At 40.9% G+C, this 18,157-nt stretch carries 18 protein-coding genes, 1 tRNA gene and 2 pseudogenes; all 21 read right to left on the bottom strand.

Going from position 1 to position 18,157, the window contains the following annotated elements:
- Nucleotides 1-12 precede the first annotated feature (12 nt).
- Entirely contained in the window at nucleotides 13-669 is a 657-nt protein-coding gene (locus PCY16_RS00215) for a glucosaminidase domain-containing protein (protein ID WP_002890229.1), read from the bottom strand.
- 129 nt (nucleotides 670-798) lie between these two features.
- Nucleotides 799-996 (bottom strand): annotated as a pseudogene (locus PCY16_RS00210) (ammonia permease); the annotation flags it as partial.
- A 198-nt stretch (nucleotides 997-1,194) separates the two neighbouring features.
- Complete coding sequence (gene rsmI, locus PCY16_RS00205; RefSeq protein ID WP_002890224.1) at nucleotides 1,195-2,061, bottom strand: 16S rRNA (cytidine(1402)-2'-O)-methyltransferase; 867 nt, start codon at nucleotides 2,059-2,061, stop codon at nucleotides 1,195-1,197.
- A gap of 2 nt (nucleotides 2,062-2,063) precedes the next feature.
- Entirely contained in the window at nucleotides 2,064-2,384 is a 321-nt protein-coding gene (gene yabA, locus PCY16_RS00200) for a DNA replication initiation control protein YabA (protein WP_002887582.1), read from the bottom strand.
- On the bottom strand, nucleotides 2,371-3,177 hold the full coding sequence (gene ricT / locus PCY16_RS00195; RefSeq protein ID WP_048676194.1) for a regulatory iron-sulfur-containing complex subunit RicT: 807 nt from the start codon (nucleotides 3,175-3,177) through the stop codon (nucleotides 2,371-2,373). Before ricT ends, yabA begins: the two co-directional genes overlap by 14 nt.
- Complete coding sequence (locus PCY16_RS00190) at nucleotides 3,174-4,049, bottom strand: DNA polymerase III subunit delta' (RefSeq protein WP_195413696.1); 876 nt, start codon at nucleotides 4,047-4,049, stop codon at nucleotides 3,174-3,176. Before PCY16_RS00190 ends, ricT begins: the two co-directional genes overlap by 4 nt.
- Before the next feature lie 8 nt (nucleotides 4,050-4,057).
- Nucleotides 4,058-4,687 carry a dTMP kinase gene (gene tmk, locus PCY16_RS00185; RefSeq protein ID WP_004183060.1) on the bottom strand — a complete coding sequence of 210 codons (630 nt, stop codon included), beginning with the start codon at nucleotides 4,685-4,687 and terminating at the stop codon, nucleotides 4,058-4,060.
- Between the two features lie 123 nt (nucleotides 4,688-4,810).
- A tRNA-Thr gene (locus PCY16_RS00180) sits at nucleotides 4,811-4,883 on the bottom strand.
- Nucleotides 4,884-4,975: 92 nt separating this feature from the next.
- The gene (tkt, locus tag PCY16_RS00175; protein WP_195413695.1) at nucleotides 4,976-6,961 is read right to left on the bottom strand and encodes a transketolase; all 1,986 of its coding nucleotides are present in this window, start codon (nucleotides 6,959-6,961) and stop codon (nucleotides 4,976-4,978) included.
- Nucleotides 6,962-7,223: 262 nt separating this feature from the next.
- Complete coding sequence (tpiA, locus tag PCY16_RS00170; RefSeq protein ID WP_195413694.1) at nucleotides 7,224-7,982, bottom strand: triose-phosphate isomerase; 759 nt, start codon at nucleotides 7,980-7,982, stop codon at nucleotides 7,224-7,226.
- 253 nt (nucleotides 7,983-8,235) lie between these two features.
- Nucleotides 8,236-9,432 (bottom strand): elongation factor Tu, encoded by a 1,197-nt coding sequence (tuf, locus tag PCY16_RS00165; RefSeq protein ID WP_002890213.1) that lies wholly within the window; start codon nucleotides 9,430-9,432, stop codon nucleotides 8,236-8,238.
- A gap of 236 nt (nucleotides 9,433-9,668) precedes the next feature.
- Complete coding sequence (locus PCY16_RS00160; protein ID WP_037599630.1) at nucleotides 9,669-10,949, bottom strand: FtsW/RodA/SpoVE family cell cycle protein; 1,281 nt, start codon at nucleotides 10,947-10,949, stop codon at nucleotides 9,669-9,671.
- A gap of 259 nt (nucleotides 10,950-11,208) precedes the next feature.
- The gene (locus PCY16_RS00155) at nucleotides 11,209-11,625 is read right to left on the bottom strand and encodes a F0F1 ATP synthase subunit epsilon (protein ID WP_002890211.1); all 417 of its coding nucleotides are present in this window, start codon (nucleotides 11,623-11,625) and stop codon (nucleotides 11,209-11,211) included.
- A 12-nt stretch (nucleotides 11,626-11,637) separates the two neighbouring features.
- Nucleotides 11,638-13,044: a F0F1 ATP synthase subunit beta gene (gene atpD, locus PCY16_RS00150; protein ID WP_037611771.1), complete on the bottom strand. Its 1,407-nt coding sequence runs from the start codon at nucleotides 13,042-13,044 to the stop codon at nucleotides 11,638-11,640.
- 76 nt (nucleotides 13,045-13,120) lie between these two features.
- Nucleotides 13,121-13,999, bottom strand: coding sequence for a F0F1 ATP synthase subunit gamma (locus PCY16_RS00145; RefSeq protein ID WP_002886026.1), 879 nt, complete (start codon nucleotides 13,997-13,999; stop codon nucleotides 13,121-13,123).
- A gap of 18 nt (nucleotides 14,000-14,017) precedes the next feature.
- A complete protein-coding gene (gene atpA / locus PCY16_RS00140; RefSeq protein ID WP_195413693.1) occupies nucleotides 14,018-15,523 on the bottom strand; it encodes a F0F1 ATP synthase subunit alpha in 1,506 nt (501 codons plus the stop codon).
- A gap of 15 nt (nucleotides 15,524-15,538) precedes the next feature.
- The gene (locus PCY16_RS00135; RefSeq protein WP_195413692.1) at nucleotides 15,539-16,075 is read right to left on the bottom strand and encodes a F0F1 ATP synthase subunit delta; all 537 of its coding nucleotides are present in this window, start codon (nucleotides 16,073-16,075) and stop codon (nucleotides 15,539-15,541) included.
- Nucleotides 16,075-16,572 (bottom strand): F0F1 ATP synthase subunit B, encoded by a 498-nt coding sequence (gene atpF, locus PCY16_RS00130; RefSeq protein WP_002886161.1) that lies wholly within the window; start codon nucleotides 16,570-16,572, stop codon nucleotides 16,075-16,077. The genes PCY16_RS00135 and atpF overlap by 1 nt, the downstream gene beginning before the upstream one ends.
- A gap of 20 nt (nucleotides 16,573-16,592) precedes the next feature.
- Nucleotides 16,593-17,300 (bottom strand): F0F1 ATP synthase subunit A, encoded by a 708-nt coding sequence (atpB, locus tag PCY16_RS00125; protein WP_002890198.1) that lies wholly within the window; start codon nucleotides 17,298-17,300, stop codon nucleotides 16,593-16,595.
- Between the two features lie 32 nt (nucleotides 17,301-17,332).
- Complete coding sequence (locus tag PCY16_RS00120) at nucleotides 17,333-17,530, bottom strand: F0F1 ATP synthase subunit C (protein ID WP_002886037.1); 198 nt, start codon at nucleotides 17,528-17,530, stop codon at nucleotides 17,333-17,335.
- A gap of 451 nt (nucleotides 17,531-17,981) precedes the next feature.
- Nucleotides 17,982-18,134 (bottom strand): annotated as a pseudogene (locus PCY16_RS00115) (DNA (cytosine-5-)-methyltransferase); the annotation flags it as partial.
- Between the last annotated feature and the right edge of the window lie 23 nt (nucleotides 18,135-18,157).

Below are 18,157 nucleotides of genomic sequence, written 5' to 3'. Positions count from 1 at the left end.
TCTCCTTCGACCCTAATAAGTGTCATAAATGGTTAACTGGTATTGTTCAATGATGCTGTTTAATTTGTCTCCATAGGTTGTATCCGTAGCGTAGACCCCTGTTAGGGCAGCTGTGGCATCCTTATAATTCTTAGTCTTGGAACGGTGTACCCCTACATAGTAGCTGCCCTCAAGGAAGTCTACGTAGTCCTGTAAAGAATTTTCCACAGAGCCATAAGAACGAAAAGCTGCATCAATATAGTAAGGATTGCCCTTACCATCATCCTCCCAGGTTGGTAGGGTTACACTTTGACCATTATAGTCCCCCTTAATTCCAAAGAAGTTATAGGACGGCTTCTGACTCAAAGTAGATTGTCCAGAGTCTGATTCCAAGATGGCCTGAGCAATCATGACAGATGCATAAAGATCGTTTCTAGCCGCCAAATAGCGGGACGTCTCGCCAATCTCTGCAATAAAAGCAACCGTCGTCTCATCCGTAGATGTCATGTTCTTTTCCATGGTCAACCTTGGAAAATTCAAACTAGCAAGGAGTCCCAACAAGGCAAATAGGCCAATAAAAATCAGACTCCACTTCTGGAAAAATTTAGGAAAGAGCAAGAAAGACTTCTTTTTCTTTTTAGTTTTCTTAGGTCTAGCTTTCGACTTGCTTTTCTTTTTTCCTTTTGCCAATTGGTCACCCCCTCAATCATACTAACTTCTCTAAGTATATCAAAATTCACTAAAAAAGACCCAAACCAACCGGTTTAAGCCTCCATTATATTAAATGGCGTCTCCACCACGTTCACCAGTACGAATACGGATAGCACTCCAAATTGAAACAAAACCAGCTCCAGGTGTGATTGCAACTAGACCTGCTACCAAACCGGTTGAACCACCAACCAAGGATGGATGTCCTGTGACATGTTTTTCAATTGCCAACCATGAAAACATGGCTGCAGCAGCTGACACATGAGTGGTTATTAGCGCGTGAACCGCCAAACCATTGGCAGCCAAGGCTGGTGTCATCAAACAAACCATGGCAGAACAAATCAATATAAAGGCACTGCTACCTGTATCCATGAAACCACTCCAATGCATAAATTATTTTATGTCAGATAATATAATACAAAATCATGAGACAAACAAGTGTATTTACGGAATTTTTTGATAATTCTTTCTTTTCTAACATCTTGTGTTGCCACAAAAAAGAGCCTCTTAAACCCCATGAAAAAGGTTATAAAGCTCTTGTCTATTCATTTTTCGCTCTTTAGCAACGGTTTTTATAGCCTGATTAGGTTTCATTCCAGAGGCAATTAAAGCTTCTACAGCCTCTACCGGGGTAACATTTGATGTTAGATTTTCTTCCTTATCATTTTCAGAAGCTCCAGCCACAATCAGTAAACATTCACCCTTGAGAGGATTACTAGCAATATAATCTAAAACTTCTGAAATAGATCCTCGTTGGTACTCTTCATAAAGCTTGGTCAATTCTCGAACTAAAGTTACTTGACGGTTCCCATAGACCTCATGCATATTTTCAAGGGTGTCCGCCACACGGTAAGGTGACTCGTAAAAAATCTGTGTCTCAGGATAAGACAGTTTTTCCTTGAAGAAATCAATCTGCTGTCCTTTTTTACGGGGTAGGAAGCCATAAAAAATATGAGGTTGGGGTGCTAAACCACTGGCAATCAAGGCTGTAATACCAGCCGATGCTCCCGGTAAGGCCACCACTGGAATATCCTCAGCAATGGCAGCTTTGACCAAATCATGCCCAGGATCCGAAATAGAAGGCATCCCCGCATCAGAAACCTGAGCCAAAGAAAGACCTGACTTCAAGCGCTCCAGTAAATCTGGAATTTTCTCATAAGCATTGTGCTCATGAAAAGAATACTGCTTGGTTTCAATCTCAAAATGCTTGAGCAAGAGACCCGTATTGCGCGTGTCCTCCGCACAAATAAGATCCACCTCTTTCAGGATTTGCACACTACGAAAAGTCATATCCTGCAAATTCCCAATAGGTGTGGGAACCAGATAGAGGGTACCGTAGCTAGATTGCCCCTTAAAACTCTTTTGAACCTGCATGTTTAGTCTCCGTACAACAATTCTGCACAGAAGCCACAAGCTTCATTATTATCACGACGTTGGCCGTAAAAATCTGGACAAATATGGAATCCATCATCATAAATAGCCTCGAGGTTCACCTTACCATGAGACATTTTAGTCCCTGTCTCCTCTTGAACCACTTGACTCAAGTGCTCACGCAACTTGTCGTTTTCCAACTTGAGGGCCGTATTTTCATCAAGAATCCCTGAGAAGTTCGCCTTAATTGCTTCCACTTCTGCCAACATCGACATCAAATTTTGTGATAATTCCTCGAATTTATCATACAATTCACGCTTTTCCATTTAGCTGAACTTCCTCCACTCCATAAGTTAGGGGCGCACGCCCTTTTTCAAATACAACCTTAATGGTCCCTGCAATTACATCAATGGCAACGACCTGACCTGTACCATCCTTGGTTTCAATGTCATCACCCAAGTCAGGATAACTAGCCTTGCTATCTCGGTAAAAGTCATCTTCATAACTGAGACAACACATAAGTCGACCACAGACCCCATTCATCTTACCAGAATTCAAAGATAAACTCTGATTTTTAGCCATCTTAATCGATACTGGTGGGAATTCACCCAAAAAACTAGAACAACAAAGTGCCCGACCACAAGGTCCTAAGCCACCATAAATCTTTGATTCCTCACGACTTGAAATCTGACGTAACTCAATACGTGTCTTAAAGTAAGAAGCCAAATCTTTGAGCAACTGACGAAAATCTACCCGTTTTTCAGCAACAAAACTGATTAGTACATAAGAGCAATTTAGTGGAAAGACAATATCAACGACCTTCATTTCTAGCTGATTTTGAGCAATTAAATCAGCTACTACTCCCATACTCTTTTCAGCCTTCAAAAGATTTTCATCATATCTAGCGAAATCTTTCTCCCCTGCCAATCCTTCAACCCGATTCAAATCCGCAGGCAAACTAACCTCAGGAAAATCAGCGTTTTCCATGACAACCTGAGCTAGGCGCTTATCTTTTTTCTCCAAAACGACTACAAAGTCATCTTTGGCATAATTTTTATCAGGAACAACATATTCTACTGCTCCAGTTTCTTCAAATTTTATTCCAATGACTTCTGTCATGATAATACCATATACTCCATCGCATTTTGAAAGCTGACATTAGCTAGCCACATTTTTCGTGCCTCATAAACTAAGCCTAACCATCGTCTTGCTTGTGGATTTTGTATATCCTTCCCCAATTGATAAGTTAAAAAAGCCCAGACCATCTCTTGTTCCGACTTTTCACTACACTGGACAGCCAGTTTTGCAACATCCAAATAAAGCAGGTCCTGATTAGATAGCAGGGACTGTGTAAAACGCTCTACTGTATTAATCAGATCAAGAATCCTATTATCCTTAGCTAAGTCTAAAGCCTGAACATCATCTTTAGCAAAATCCGCCAACACTTTGGCTTGTGTCAGCAACAAGCCTTCCTTCTGCAGCAATTCTTCCAGATAAGCCCGATTCTTAGGAAAATAAAAGAGTTGAGCTCGACTTTTAATCGTCGGTAACATACGACTATCATCAGCTGTCAAAAGAAAAATATAAATCTGACTTTGAGGTTCTTCAATAAACTTTAATAGACTATTGGCAGCATTGACATGCATCTTATCTGCATCACGAATGATAAACACCTGAGCCTGCCCCTCAAAACTCGATTGACTAAACTCTCTGGTCAACTGACGAATCGTGTCCGTCTTAATAATCTGTCCTTGCGGCTCTACTAATTTAACATCAGAAAAGTCCCCCTGTGCAATCAAGCGACAGGGACGACAATGACCACAAGGTAGACCATTCTCAGGAGTCACACAAAATCGACTCTGTGCTAGCCAAATAGCCATGTCGAGACTTCCAAAATCACCCGAAAACAAATAAGCATGACTCAAACGATTTTCCCTGATAATTTGTGAAAACTCTTCAAATAGTTTGCTTTGACTTTCAGCTAACTTCATCTTGCTCCTTATAAATAGCCTTTAATTACTTTCCAAGCGTCCTCTACAACATCTTCAAAAGCCTGTGAGGCATCGATTAGCTTGATACGTTCTGGTTCAGCCTGTGCTAAATCTAAATAACCTTGACGTACACGCTGATGCAAGTCAAGCTTCTCTAAATCCAACCGATTGACTTCACGTTCACTGCTGGCTGCAATGCGGGCCAAACCAGTCTCAGAATCCACATCAAACAATAGGGTCACATCAGGTTTATAACCATCGGTCGCATAGGCATTTAACCAGGCAATCTCATCCTGATTCAAGCCACGGCCAGTACCTTGATAAGCAACTGATGAATCAATAAAACGATCCATGATGACCATATTGCCTTTTTCAAGCTCTGGCAAAACCTTCTCAACCAGATGTTGACGACGAGCCGCAATATAGAGCAAGAGCTCTGTCTTAGCATCCATAGCCGTATTATTGACATCCAAAATAACCTCACGGATTTGCTCTGCAATAGCTACTCCGCCTGGTTCACGTGTCGTCACGACTTTGACTGGATAGGCTTCTCTAAGACGAGGCAAAAGCGCCTCCAAAACTGTAGTCTTTCCAGCACCGTCTGGCCCTTCAATTGAGATTAATAACCCTTTTGACATGATACTTCCTTCTGATTTTTTTCATCTTCTATTTTATCAAATTTTAGCTTAAATGAACAATCTAGGACAAAAGAAAACAGAGGTTTCTAAAAACCCCTTTTTCTATCTGAATACTTCTGACCATGCCGATTGCAGGTTTCGAACCTGTGACCTACGCGTTACGAGTGCGTTGCTCTACCAACTGAGCTAAATCGGCTGACACAGTCATTCTAGCACTATGTCCTAAAAAGTCAAGTTCTGTATGAAATTTACAAAAAAGAACTTAGACGAACCAAGCTCTTTCTTTTCTTACAATGATTTGTAAAGTTGACTTGCATTTTCAACAGTGAAACCATATTCTTTAAAGATACGGTCACCAGGTGCTGAGGCACCCCACGTATCAATAGTAAGTGTCTTACCTGCAAGACCAACGTATTTGCCCCAACCAAAGCTAGTTCCAGCTTCGATAGCCAAACGTTTTGTCACAGCTGTTGGAAGGACTTCTTCTTTATATGCAGCTTCTTGTTCATCAAAGAGGTTTTGTGATGGCATTGAAACAACACGAACATGCACACCTTCAGCTTCAAGAGCAGCCTGCGTATCAAGAGCCAATTTTACTTCAGAACCAGTTGCAATGATGATACCATCAAGATCACCTTTTGCTTCTGAGATGATGTAAGCTCCTTTATTGACACCAGTTTCAGCATTTTCAGCAGTACCATCAAGGACTGGCAAGTTTTGACGTGTCAAGACTAGCATTGTTGGACGTTCAGTCTCAGCCAAGGCACGTTTCCATGCAGCATTAGTTTCATTACCATCTGCAGGACGGATAACGTTAAGGTTAGGCATTGAACGCACACTTGCCAATTGTTCGATTGGTTCGTGAGTAGGTCCATCTTCACCAACTGCTACTGAGTCGTGTGTCATAACATAAGTTACTGGCAAGTTTTGAAGAGCTGCCATACGTACTGCTGGAAGCAAGTAGTTTGAGAAGACGAAGAAGGTACCACCATAAACACGAGTACCACCATGAAGAGCAATACCATTCATCGCTGCAGCCATAGCAAACTCACGCACACCAAACCAAATATTACGTCCAACATAGTTATCTGCTTGGAAATCAGACTCAGCCTTAACCATAGTATTGTTAGAAGCTGAAAGGTCTGCTGAACCTCCCCAGAATGAAGGAACTTGTTCAGAAATCTGTTGGATAGCTTGTTGGCTTGATACACGGCTAGCTACTGCTGAACCCAATTCATGAGCATTCAAGTTAACGTTTACAGGTTCATTTGCAAAGGCAACCTTGTATTCAGCAGCCAATTCTGGGTAAGCAGTTTCATATTCTGCAAATTTAGTTTGCCAAGCATTTTCAGCAGCTTCACCACGGAATTTAATACCAGCTTCAAAACGACGAGCAACTTCATCTGGAACTGTAAATGCCGGTGCATCATAACCGTAAACACCTTTTGCGTGATCAATACCATCTTGACCGATTGGAGCACCGTGGACAGCTGATGTTCCTTGTCCTTCAGCTCCATAACCAATGATTGTCTTAACTTCAATGATAGATGGTTTATCTGTCTCAGCCTTAGCTTCTTCGATGGCTTTAGCAATAGCTTCCAAATCATTACCATCTTTGACAAGAATGTGTTGCCAACCATAAGCTTCAAACTTAGCCTTAACATCTTCTGTGAAAGCCATTGAAGTTGGTCCATCAAGTGAGATATCATTTGAATCGTAAAGAAGTACCAACTTACCAAGTTTAAGGTGACCAGCAAGACTGGCAGCTTCTTGAGAAACACCTTCCATCAAACAACCATCGCCATGGAGGGCATAAGTATAATGGTCAACAATATCAAAACCAGGTTTGTTAAATTTAGCTGCCAAGTGTGCTTCAGCCATTGCCATACCTACAGCATTAGCAATCCCTTGACCAAGAGGACCTGATGTTGCTTCAACACCATCAGTATGGTTAACTTCAGGGTGACCTGGAGTCTTAGAGCCCCATTGACGGAAATTCTTCAAGTCGTCCATTGTCACATCATAGCCAGAAAGGTGCAATAGACTATAAAGCAAAGCAGAACCATGACCTGCAGAAAGAACAAAACGGTCACGGTTTGTCCAGTTACGGCTAGTCTTTGGATTAACATTCATCACATGGTTCCAAAGCACATAAGCCATTGGCGCTGCACCCATAGGAAGACCTGGGTGCCCAGAATTCGCGGCTTGAATTGCCTCGATCGAAAGCGAACGAATAGTACTGACCGCCATTTGGTCAATTGCATCAAAAGTCATGATTCTAACTCTCCTTTTTTGGGAAAAAATGCGGAGCATACAGACTATTAGCGTCTGAGCTCTAGTTATACTATTTTAATTATAGCATATTATCTATCTCTTTGGGCAGTCCAATTCTATTCGTGAGACCCTAAACCTATAAAAGACAGGACCTAAAGCGTTCGTTTTTACAAACCAATAGCATTTGTCTTATCCCAAGCAATTATTAAATCTATTCATCAAAAAACAAAAAAGCCGAGGGAAACCCCGACTTTATGTAAAATTATTTAACGAAGTCAAGCAATGCCAAGAAGCTTTCAGCTTCAAGCGATGCACCACCTACAAGAGCTCCGTCAACGTCTGGACAAGCCATGTATTCAGCAACGTTTTCAGGTTTAACTGATCCACCGTATTGAACACGTACTTTGTCAGCAACTTCTTGACCAAAGTCAGCAGCTACAACGTCACGAACAACTTTACACATTTTTTGTGCGTCGTCTTGTGAAGCTGATTTACCAGTACCGATAGCCCAGATTGGTTCGTATGCGATTACTGTTGAAGCTACTTGTTCTGCAGTCAATCCAGCAAGAGCAGCTGAAACTTGAGCACCTACGAATTCTGCTGCTTTACCAACTTCGTAAGTTTCAAGTGATTCACCACAACAGATGATTGGAAGCATACCGTTAGCAAAGATTGCTTTTGCTTTTTTGTTGATGTCTTCATCAGTTTCGTGGAAGTAGTCACGACGTTCTGAGTGACCGATAACAACGTAGTCAGTACCGATTTCTTTCAAAACTTGTGGGCTAGTTTCACCAGTGAAGGCACCAGCATTTTCAAAGTAAGTGTTTTGTGCAGCAACTTTAAGGTTTGAACCTTTAGCAGCGGCAAGTACAGCTGTCAAGTCAACTGCAGGAGCTGCGATACCAGCTTCAACAAGATCTGATGAAGGAAGTTTTGATGCTACAGCTTCAACGAATGCTTTTGCTTCTTCTGGATTTTTGTTCATTTTCCAGTTACCAGCGATAAATGGTTTACGTGACATTTCACATACCTCTTCTTTTATTTATTTACTCGTTTATTTTATCACAAATCCCTTACTATTACTAGGATTTTAGGAAAATTCCGAAAACTCGATCTGCTTTATGTCTATTTATCACTATCAAAACTTAGCTTAAGGACCTTAAACAGTTTAAAAGTATAGAATACAAACATTTTCAAACACCAAAAAGAGCCGAGTAAACTCGACTCTCTCAATTATTGTCTGACGAATAATTGTATTGGGAACTTAATATTAATTAAGCTTCGATTTCAGATACGATACCTGAACCAACAGTACGTCCACCTTCACGGATAGAGAATGTTGTACCTTGTTCAACGGCGATTGGGTGGATCAACTCAACGTCGATAGTCACGTTATCACCAGGCATAACCATTTCAGTACCTGCAGGAAGTTCGATTGAACCTGTTACGTCAGTTGTACGGAAGTAGAACTGTGGACGGTAGTTGTTGAAGAATGGAGTGTGACGTCCACCTTCTTCTTTAGAAAGGATGTAAACTTCACCTTTGAATTTAGTGTGTGGGTTGATTGAACCAGGTGCAGCCAATACTTGACCACGTTCGATTTCATCACGTTGGATACCACGAAGAAGGACACCGACGTTATCTCCGGCAATACCTTCGTCAAGTTGTTTACGGAACATTTCAACACCAGTAACAACTGCTTTTTGGATTTCTTCTTTAAGACCAACGATTTCAACTTCGTCATTGACACGAACAACACCACGGTCGATACGTCCTGAAGCAACAGTACCACGACCAGTGATTGAGAATACGTCTTCGACTGGAAGCAACAATGGTTTGTCAGTGTCACGTTCTGGTTCTGGAATGTATTCGTCAACAGTGTTCATCAAGTCCATGATGATGTCTTCGTATTTAGAATCACCTTCAAGAGCTTTAAGAGCTGAACCTTGGATAACTGGAATGTCATCACCTGGGAAATCGTATTCTGAAAGAAGGTCACGGATTTCCATTTCAACCAATTCAAGCAATTCTTCATCGTCAACCAAGTCAACTTTGTTCATGAAGACGATAAGGTGTTTAACACCAACCTGACGTGAAAGAAGGATGTGCTCACGAGTTTGTGGCATTGGTCCGTCAGTAGATGCTACTACAAGGATCGCACCGTCCATTTGAGCGGCACCAGTGATCATGTTTTTAACGTAGTCCGCGTGTCCTGGCGCGTCGATGTGAGCGTAGTGACGTTTTTCAGTTTCATACTCAACGTGTGCAGTGTTGATTGTGATACCGCGTTCACGTTCTTCTGGAGCAGCGTCGATTGAAGCGTAGTCTTTTGGTGTGTTAACTGCGCTAGGAAGACGACGAGCCAATACAGTTGTGATAGCAGCTGTCAAAGTAGTTTTACCGTGGTCAACGTGTCCGATTGTACCAATGTTAACGTGTGGTTTACTACGATCGTATTTTTCTTTTGCCATTTAGGAAAAGCCTCCAATAAAATATATTTTATAGATAGACAGTAGGCAATACAGTCTAACTTTACTCTACTATTCTATCAAAATGTCATAGAATTGCAAGTATTTTATATAGTTTTCAGTTTTTCTTTAGAGTAATTACAAATATTCCTTTCAATAATTCTATTTCTAATGCTCCTATTAGCTTTCACTATATTCATACTACTGACTAACACCATCTAACGAAAAAAGAAGCCGTATTAACGACTTCTTCTTAAAGGTACGATTTTTTCATCTTGATTTTCCAATTCTTGAGTCTGAGATAACTCATCCTCAATCGCTTGAACAATATTATCACGCTTTTCATTAGCAGCGATGTTCAAGACAAAGGCTATCCCAACTGAAGTCACTAAAAGAGAGTTACCTCCTTGCGAAAGGAAGGGGAAGGTAACCCCTGTTGATGGAATTAGCCCTGAGATTCCTCCGATGTTAACGAAGACCTGCATTAGCATTAAGGCACCTACACCCAATGCCATCATAGAGTTAAAAGGATTTCGTGCCTTTACTCCCACAATCATAATACGAAGAATGAGGAAAAAGAGGAGGGCCAGAATCAAGCCAGCTCCGATAAGACCTAACTCTTCAATTGCAATTGAAAACACAAAGTCTGTTGTAGCTTCTGGGAGATAACCAGTTTTTTCAATCGAATTTCCAAGTCCAAGACCGAACCAGCCCCCATTACTCATAGCATAGTAGGAATGAGATAGCTGGAGACCAGATCCAGTCAAATCCTTGAACGGATTAAAATATGCTGCGAAACGCTTGGCAACATAACCGAAGATAGGTACCTTAGCCATGGTTTGAACCCCAACCAAGGCAATTAAACCAAGGAAGGCTGATGAAATCCCTACAATGCCTGCAAATAAGGCCGTGAACCAACGGTAGCCAACACCAGAAATTGAAAACATAACTACCGTAGTCAATACAATGATAGCCGCATTACCCAAGTCAGGTTGGATAGCAACCAAACCAATCATTACAAGCAAATAAACACGCCAGTCATTAAGTTCCTTACCATTCCTAGGAATCCATCTATTCTTCGTCAAGGCTTGGTAGTCATAACGTTCTATAGCAGACTGTTTTTTTGAAAAAGTGTGTGCCAAAAACCAGACAACAATGATCTTAAGGTACTCCGCTGGTTGGAAAGACAAGGGACCAAGCACAATCCAACCATTGGCACCATTGATTTCCCTGGTGAAAAATTTGGCAATGACCAAAAGTAAAATCTCAAAGGCAATAACAACACCCAAAAGCTTATCTTTCCTGAGAAAGTTCAACTTCAGTCGGTAGATGAAAAAAATAGAGAACAAGGATACCAACCAAAAGGCTCCTTGGTTTATAACAGATGCGAAGGGATTGGCTCCCAAGGCTACTAAACGAGCACTTGTTGTTGAATACACTACTATTAAACCAACTATGGATAAGATTAAATAAGGTATCAAGATGGTGTAATCTAAAAGATGCTTCTTTTCAATTTTCATATCTTTAAAAAACTCATACTTTCTATTACGTTACTATACATTTTCTCTTAAAATATAAAGCTAACAGCTTATATTATAACACTTTGATACCTTAAACTAAAGTAAAAGCTAAATTAACCGTTTTCAGGACTGGAAATCTGATTTTTTATCTTACCTTCAGATAGGTTTTAAAATGAGCTTTCTTTGATAACTTTGCTACTTCTCATGTTTTCTTTTACGACAAATAAAAAACGGGACCAAAGTCTCGTTTTTTGTTGTCTTATTTTGTACCGACACTGATACGATTAAGTGCTCGACGGAGAGCAACCTGAGCACGTTGAACTTCATCAATACGGTCAGATTTAGTTGCTTCTTCCAAGTCACGTTCGGCACGTTGCTTGGCACGTTCGGCACGAGAAACGTCAATGTCGCGTTCACGTTCTGCTGAATCGGCAACGATAGTAATAAAATCATCTTTAACTTCGATGATACCACCGTTTACGGCAATCCAATCGACGTGACTCTCGTCATCCACACGACGAACCTTGAGTTCATCCACTTCAAGTGGCGCAATCAAGTTAATATGGCCTGGCAAGATACCAATTTGACCATCTTTAGTAACCGCGTGGATAAAGCTGGCATGGTGGTCATATTTCAGACCATCCGGAGTTACCACTTGTACGGTCATTTGTGCCATATCTTCACCTCATTAGTAGCCCATAGCTTTAGCTTTAGTTACTACATCCTCAATTGGACCTACGCTACGGAAGGCATCTTCTGGAAGATTGTCATATTTACCTTCAAGGATTTCTTTAAAGCTACGAACGGTTTCAGCAACTGGAACATAAGAACCTGGTTGACCTGTAAACTGTTCAGCAACGTTAAAGTTTTGTGACAAGAAGAATTGGATACGACGAGCACGTCCAACCAATGTTTTTTCTTCGTCTGACAATTCATCCATACCAAGGATAGCGATAATATCTTGCAATTCACGGTAACGTTGAAGCACACGTTGAACTTCAGTCGCAACAGCATAGTGTTCTTCACCAACAATTTCAGGTGAAAGGGCACGTGAGCTTGATGCCAATGGGTCAACGGCTGGGTAAATACCCATTTGTGTCAACTTACGTTCAAGGTTGGTTGTTGAATCCAAGTGAGCAAATGCTGTAGCTGGCGCTGGGTCAGTATAGTCATCGGCTGGAACGTAGATGGCTTGGATTGATGTAACAGAACCTTTTTTAGTTGATGTGATACGTTCTTGCAATTGACCCATTTCAGTAGCAAGTGTAGGTTGGTAACCAACGGCTGATGGCATACGACCAAGAAGGGCAGAAACCTCAGAACCCGCTTGAGTGAAACGGAAGATATTATCGATGAAGAGAAGCACGTCTTGACCTTCGACATCACGGAAGTATTCCGCAATTGTCAAACCAGTAAGAGCAACACGCATACGTGCTCCAGGTGGTTCGTTCATTTGACCGAAGACCATGGCTGTTTTCTCAATAACGCCAGATTCTTTCATTTCCCAGTAAAGGTCATTACCTTCACGTGTACGTTCACCAACACCTGTAAACACGGAAATACCACCGTGCTCTTGGGCAATGTTGTGAATCAACTCTTGAATAAGAACGGTTTTACCAACACCGGCACCACCAAAGAGTCCGACTTTACCACCTTTAAGGTAAGGGGCAAGCAAGTCGATAACTTTAATCCCTGTTTCAAGGATTTCAGTAGATGTTGACAATTCATCGAAAGTTGGTGCTTTTTTGTGAATTGGTTCACGCTCTGCATCTTCTGCAAAAGGTGCTTCCAAGTCAATGGTATCACCAAGAACGTTAAAGACACGTCCAAGGGTATCTTTACCAACAGGAACGCTGATTGGACGACCAGTGTCCAGAACTTCTAGTCCACGAGTCAATCCATCAGTAGATTCCATGGCAATGGTACGAACCACACCTTCTCCAAGTTCAAGAGCTACTTCGAGCACGATACGTTTAGACTTTTGTTCGTCAGTATAAACGACCAATGCATTGTTAATCTCAGGGAGTTTATCACCAGCTGCAAACGCTACGTCTACAACAGGACCAACAACCTGAGCAATTTTGCCTGAGCTCATTGTTTTCTCCTTATGATAGTTTTTTGGATGACAATCATCCCTTTTTCATGTGTGTCTAATTAAGACAAATCTCTAGCTATTCAAGTGCACTTGCACCACCAACAATTTCAGTAATTTCCTGAGTGATGGCAGCTTGACGCGCACGGTTATATTGGATTGTCAAATCGTTAATCACATTCTTAGCATTATCAGTGGCTGTCTGCATTGCAGTCATACCCGCTGCGTGCTCAGCTGTTTTGGCATCTACGATAGCACCGTAGATAAGACTCTCCGCATATTGTGGTAAGAGTTGATCCAAAATAGTGTCACGATCTGGTTCCAATTCAAACTTGGTCAACACATGACCTTCTGATTCATTGGGATCCAAATCAGCGATAGGAAGCATTTGTTCCACACGAACTTCGCTAGACAAACTGTTAACATGGTGATTATAGCACACATAGAGTTCATCAAAAAGTTCATTTTGATACATTCCTACAGCTTTAGAAATGATTTTTCCGACTTGTTCAAAACTAGGTTGATCTTCAAGGCCACGAAGTTCAAAAGCAACATTCATGTTACGAGCCTTGAAGAAATCTGAACCTGTTCCACCAATAGAAATGATAGCATATTCATCTTCAGAATCATGGTCACGTTTAATCATGTCCAATACAGCTTTAAGAATTGTTGAGTTATAACCTCCAACGAGTCCTTTATCTGAAGTAATGACAATGTAACCTGTCTTACGAACTGGGCGTGCATCCAACATTGGATTTGACGAACCATTAATCAATTCTGAATGTAGAAGATCTGTTGTGATCTGTCTAATTTTTGAGGCATAGATTTGGAAATCTTTAGCAGCTTGCTCAGAACGTGTCAATTTTGAGGCAGAAACCATTTGCATGGCTCCTGTGATTTGACTCGTTTTCTTAGTTGAAGCAATTTTTGCTTGGATTTCTCTTAGAGAGCCTGCCATATGCTGTCCTCCCTATTTCTATTTGTATTCTGACTGATCTTTGAAAGCTTGGATAGCTTCATTAAGTACAGATTCCTCAGGAAGATCCTTAGTTGTACGAATAATTTCAAAGATATCCTCATGGTGACTATCAAAGTAGTCATAGAGTGCTTCTTCAAAATCCAAGATTTGATCAACCGGAACACTATCCAAGAAACCGTGTGTCAAAGCGTAAAGGATAACAACTTGTTTCTCAACTGGAAGTGGTTTATGAAGCGGTTGTTTCAAAACTTCGATTGTACGACGACCACGGTTCAATTTCGCTTGAGTCGCAGCATCCAAATCTGAACCAAATTGCGTAAAGGCTTCAAGTTCACGATATGAAGCCAAGTCAAGACGAAGTGTACCAGCAACCTTCTTCATCGCTTTAATTTGCGCTGATCCACCTACACGTGATACGGAAGAACCCGCATCAATGGCTGGACGAATACCTGAGTTAAACAAGTTTTCTTGCAAGAAGATTTGTCCATCTGTGATTGAGATAACGTTTGTTGCGATATAAGCTGAGATATCTCCGGCTTGCGTTTGGATGATTGGCAAGGCAGTAATTGAACCACCACCAAGATCATCTGAAACTTTAGCTGAACGTTCCAAAAGACGTGAGTGGAGATAGAAGACATCCCCTGGGTAGGCTTCACGACCTGGTGGACGACGGAGAAGCAATGAAAGTTCACGGTAGGCCACGGCTTGTTTAGACAAATCATCATAAACAATCAAGACGTGTTTTCCGTTATACATGAACTCTTCAGCCATTGCAACACCAGCGTAAGGTGCGATGTAAAGCAATGGTGATGGTTGTGATGCTGAGGCAGTCACAACGATTGTGTAATCAAGAGCACCATGTTTACGGAGAGTTTCTACTTGTGTACGAACTGTTGATTCTTTTTGACCAATAGCCACATAAATACAGATCATATCTTGCCCTTTTTGGTTCAAGATAGCATCAATGGCTACTGAAGTTTTACCAGTTTGGCGGTCCCCGATGACCAATTCACGTTGACCACGTCCAATTGGAACCAAGGCATCAATCGCCTTAAGACCAGTTTGCAATGGCTCAGAAACTGATTTACGTTGCATAACACCTGGAGCAGGTGTTTCAACTGGACGGAAACCTGTTGTTTCGATGTCACCAAGACCATCAACTGGTTGCCCAAGTGGGTTTACTACACGACCAATAAGGGCTTCACCAACTGGAACTTCCATGATTTTTCCAGTACGTTTAACAATATCGCCTTCACGAATTGCTACGAAATCCCCCAAGATAATGATACCGACATCATTAGTTTCAAGGTTTTGGGCCATACCATAGGCACCATTTTCAAATTCGAGCAACTCACCACTCATGGCATTATCAAGACCACGAGCACGTGCGATACCGTCACCGATATAGGTAACGACACCAGTTTCAGTGACGTCAAAGTTTGGCTGGAAGTTTTCAATTTGCTTTTTAATTAAAGCGCTAATTTCTTGTGCGTTAATTGCCAAAAGTCACACCACTTTCTATTTCAAATTCGTTTTAAAGGTTTGCAATTGACTGCGAATTGACGTGTCAACAACCTTATTTTTTGCTTTGATGACGAATCCTCCGATGAGGTCCTCATCAATTTTTTCTACTAAACGACGTGTCTTAATCTCAAATTTTTGTGAAACAATCGCCAAAAGTCGGGCTTTTTGCTCCTCAGACAAGGGACTTGCTGATGTCACTGTAACATCGTAAGTATTGTCTTCTTGATCAAAGAGATCAAGGACCAATTTCAACACATCATAGAGAATGTTGGCACGGTCATTGAGTAAGATTACCTCAAGAAAATTGTTCATATATACTGAACAAGACTCTTGAAACAAGCTCAAACTTTCTTTTTTAGCTTCACTTGTCACATTTTCCTGCGACAAGAAGGTTTTTAGATTTGTTTCAGCAAAAACTGTTAGGATTTGCCTTACTTCTTCTTGGATTGTTGACACGGCGTCTTGTTCAAAAGCGACTTCTACCAGGCTTCTGGCATACTGCTCAACAAGAGCTTGTGTTTTCTTATCCATTAAGCATCTCCTAATTGATCAAGATAGCTATCAATCAAGTCAGATTGCGCTTTAGCATCAAGGTTTTGTTTCATAACTTTTTCCGCCAAGAGGACAGTTAAGTCTGCAACTTCACCTTTAACGCCAGCAAGTGCTTCCACACGGCTTTGGGCGATGTCTTGATTTGCTTTTTCTTTCAAGCGTTTAGCTTCATCATGTGCTTCTGCAATGATTTTAGATTCTTGAGTTTTACCAGTTTCCTTGGCCCCATCAATAATTTGAGCTGCTTCAGTGCGAGCACCTGCCAACTCATCTTGACGTTTTTGTGCCAAGCTTTCTGCTTCTTGACGAGCATTTTCAGCACTATCAATATCTGTGGCAATTTTCTTTTCACGAGCAGCAAAGATTCCTGTAATTTGATCCCATGCGAATTTACGGATGAGGTAATACAAGAGAAAAACTGAGCCGAGTGTGATAATGATATTACCAAGTGTCGTACTATTAATCAGTAATGACATTTCATTTCTCCCTTTCTTAATTATTCTTCGTTGACTTTATCACCAATATAGTTTGAACTTAGGATAATAAAGACATAGGCTTGGATAAAGCCGATAAAGGCTGAAAAGGCAACCCAGACAAGGTTCAAAGCAAAGGATACAGGTGCTGCAAAAGCAGACCAGGTCACCAATTGAAGAATCAAGCCAGTAAGTACCTCACCAGAATAAATGTTACCAAACAAACGCAAGGCCAATGAAGCAAGGTTGGTTAATTGTTCCAAAATGTTCATTGGGAGCATAGCTGGGTATGGTGAAAGGTAGCCCTTTAGATAGCCTTTAAACCCTTTTTTACGGATCCCCTCAATATGACTAATGAGGGTAATAATCAAAGAAAGAGTGATAGTAACACCGAAGTTCGATGTTGGAGAAGTCCAAAAATTGTAATGCTCACTTTTTACAGACACAAGCAAACCTAAGTTGTTTGCTGTAAAAACAAAGGTGAAAATTACAAACAAGAGCAAACTATAATTCTTCGTGAATTTTCCAAGATTTTGAGAAATGGTACTGTTCACAAACTCATAGATGAACTCAAGCACATTTTGTTTTCCCTTTGGTTTAATGGTCATCTTACGACTTGACCAAAAAACCACTCCAAAAACGATAATTACTGTCAAGAGAGACATGGCAAGGACAGTCAAGTCAAAATCAATCCCAAATAATGAGACGGTTGGATTACTTGTAGTTTCCACTGCTCATCCCTCCTTCATCTTTTATTTGTCTATTAGACAATGTAGCTAAGGGCAAACAATACGAAGAAGGTACCTTCGATAAAGGCAACACCAGTAAACATCAATGTTTGAAGTTTGCTAAACATCTCAGGTTGGCGAGCTGCAGCTTTAGCGATATTGGCAACGAGGATACCCTCACCAAGAGATACACCCATAACGGCCAAACCGAGGGCTAAGATAGTTAGATTCATAGTAGAATTCTCCTTTTTATTTATTTTTACCCTGCTATTTTAGTCCTATTTTCCACGAAAGTCAATGAATTGACGGTTTTTTAGACGTTTTCACTGACTTTGCCTAACGTTTTCATTTTACTTACATAAGCGTTTACTTTTAATGAAAAACTTTCTGCTTATTTCATAAAAACAAGCCTAACCCATTATGGTTAGACTTGTTTGGGAGATTTATGAAAAAAGAAAGTTTCACTCTCTGACTCATCGTCAGAGGTGTGAGGTGTGAGTTCTACCGAACCATGTTCAGCAATACTTATTAGAATGATTATAGTATAACTTGGGTTGCTTAAAGAAAGCTGAAAAGAGGAGGTTTCATAACTTTGAAAATAACTATTTTTTGTCTAACCAAGTAATCACATCCATAGGAGGATTGTCTACGTCAATCCAAATAGGTATCTGGATAGTTTAACTAATAAGTCTGACACGCATACTTATCAAACTCATTGGCATACACCACTCTGAACTCGTTGGCCAGTTCAAATTCCAATTCAGCCTCCCCAAAAACTGAGAAGAATGATGCAATGTTGTACTTCTCAGATCGGTTTGACCTTACAGAATTTGTCATGAGGGTAACTGCTTGCTAAAATT

Source organism: Streptococcus sp. SS4 (assembly GCF_030440125.1).
GTDB lineage: Bacteria > Bacillota > Bacilli > Lactobacillales > Streptococcaceae > Streptococcus.
Note: the sequence above shows the minus strand (reverse complement) of the source record. Positions and strands in the feature narration are given on the sequence as shown.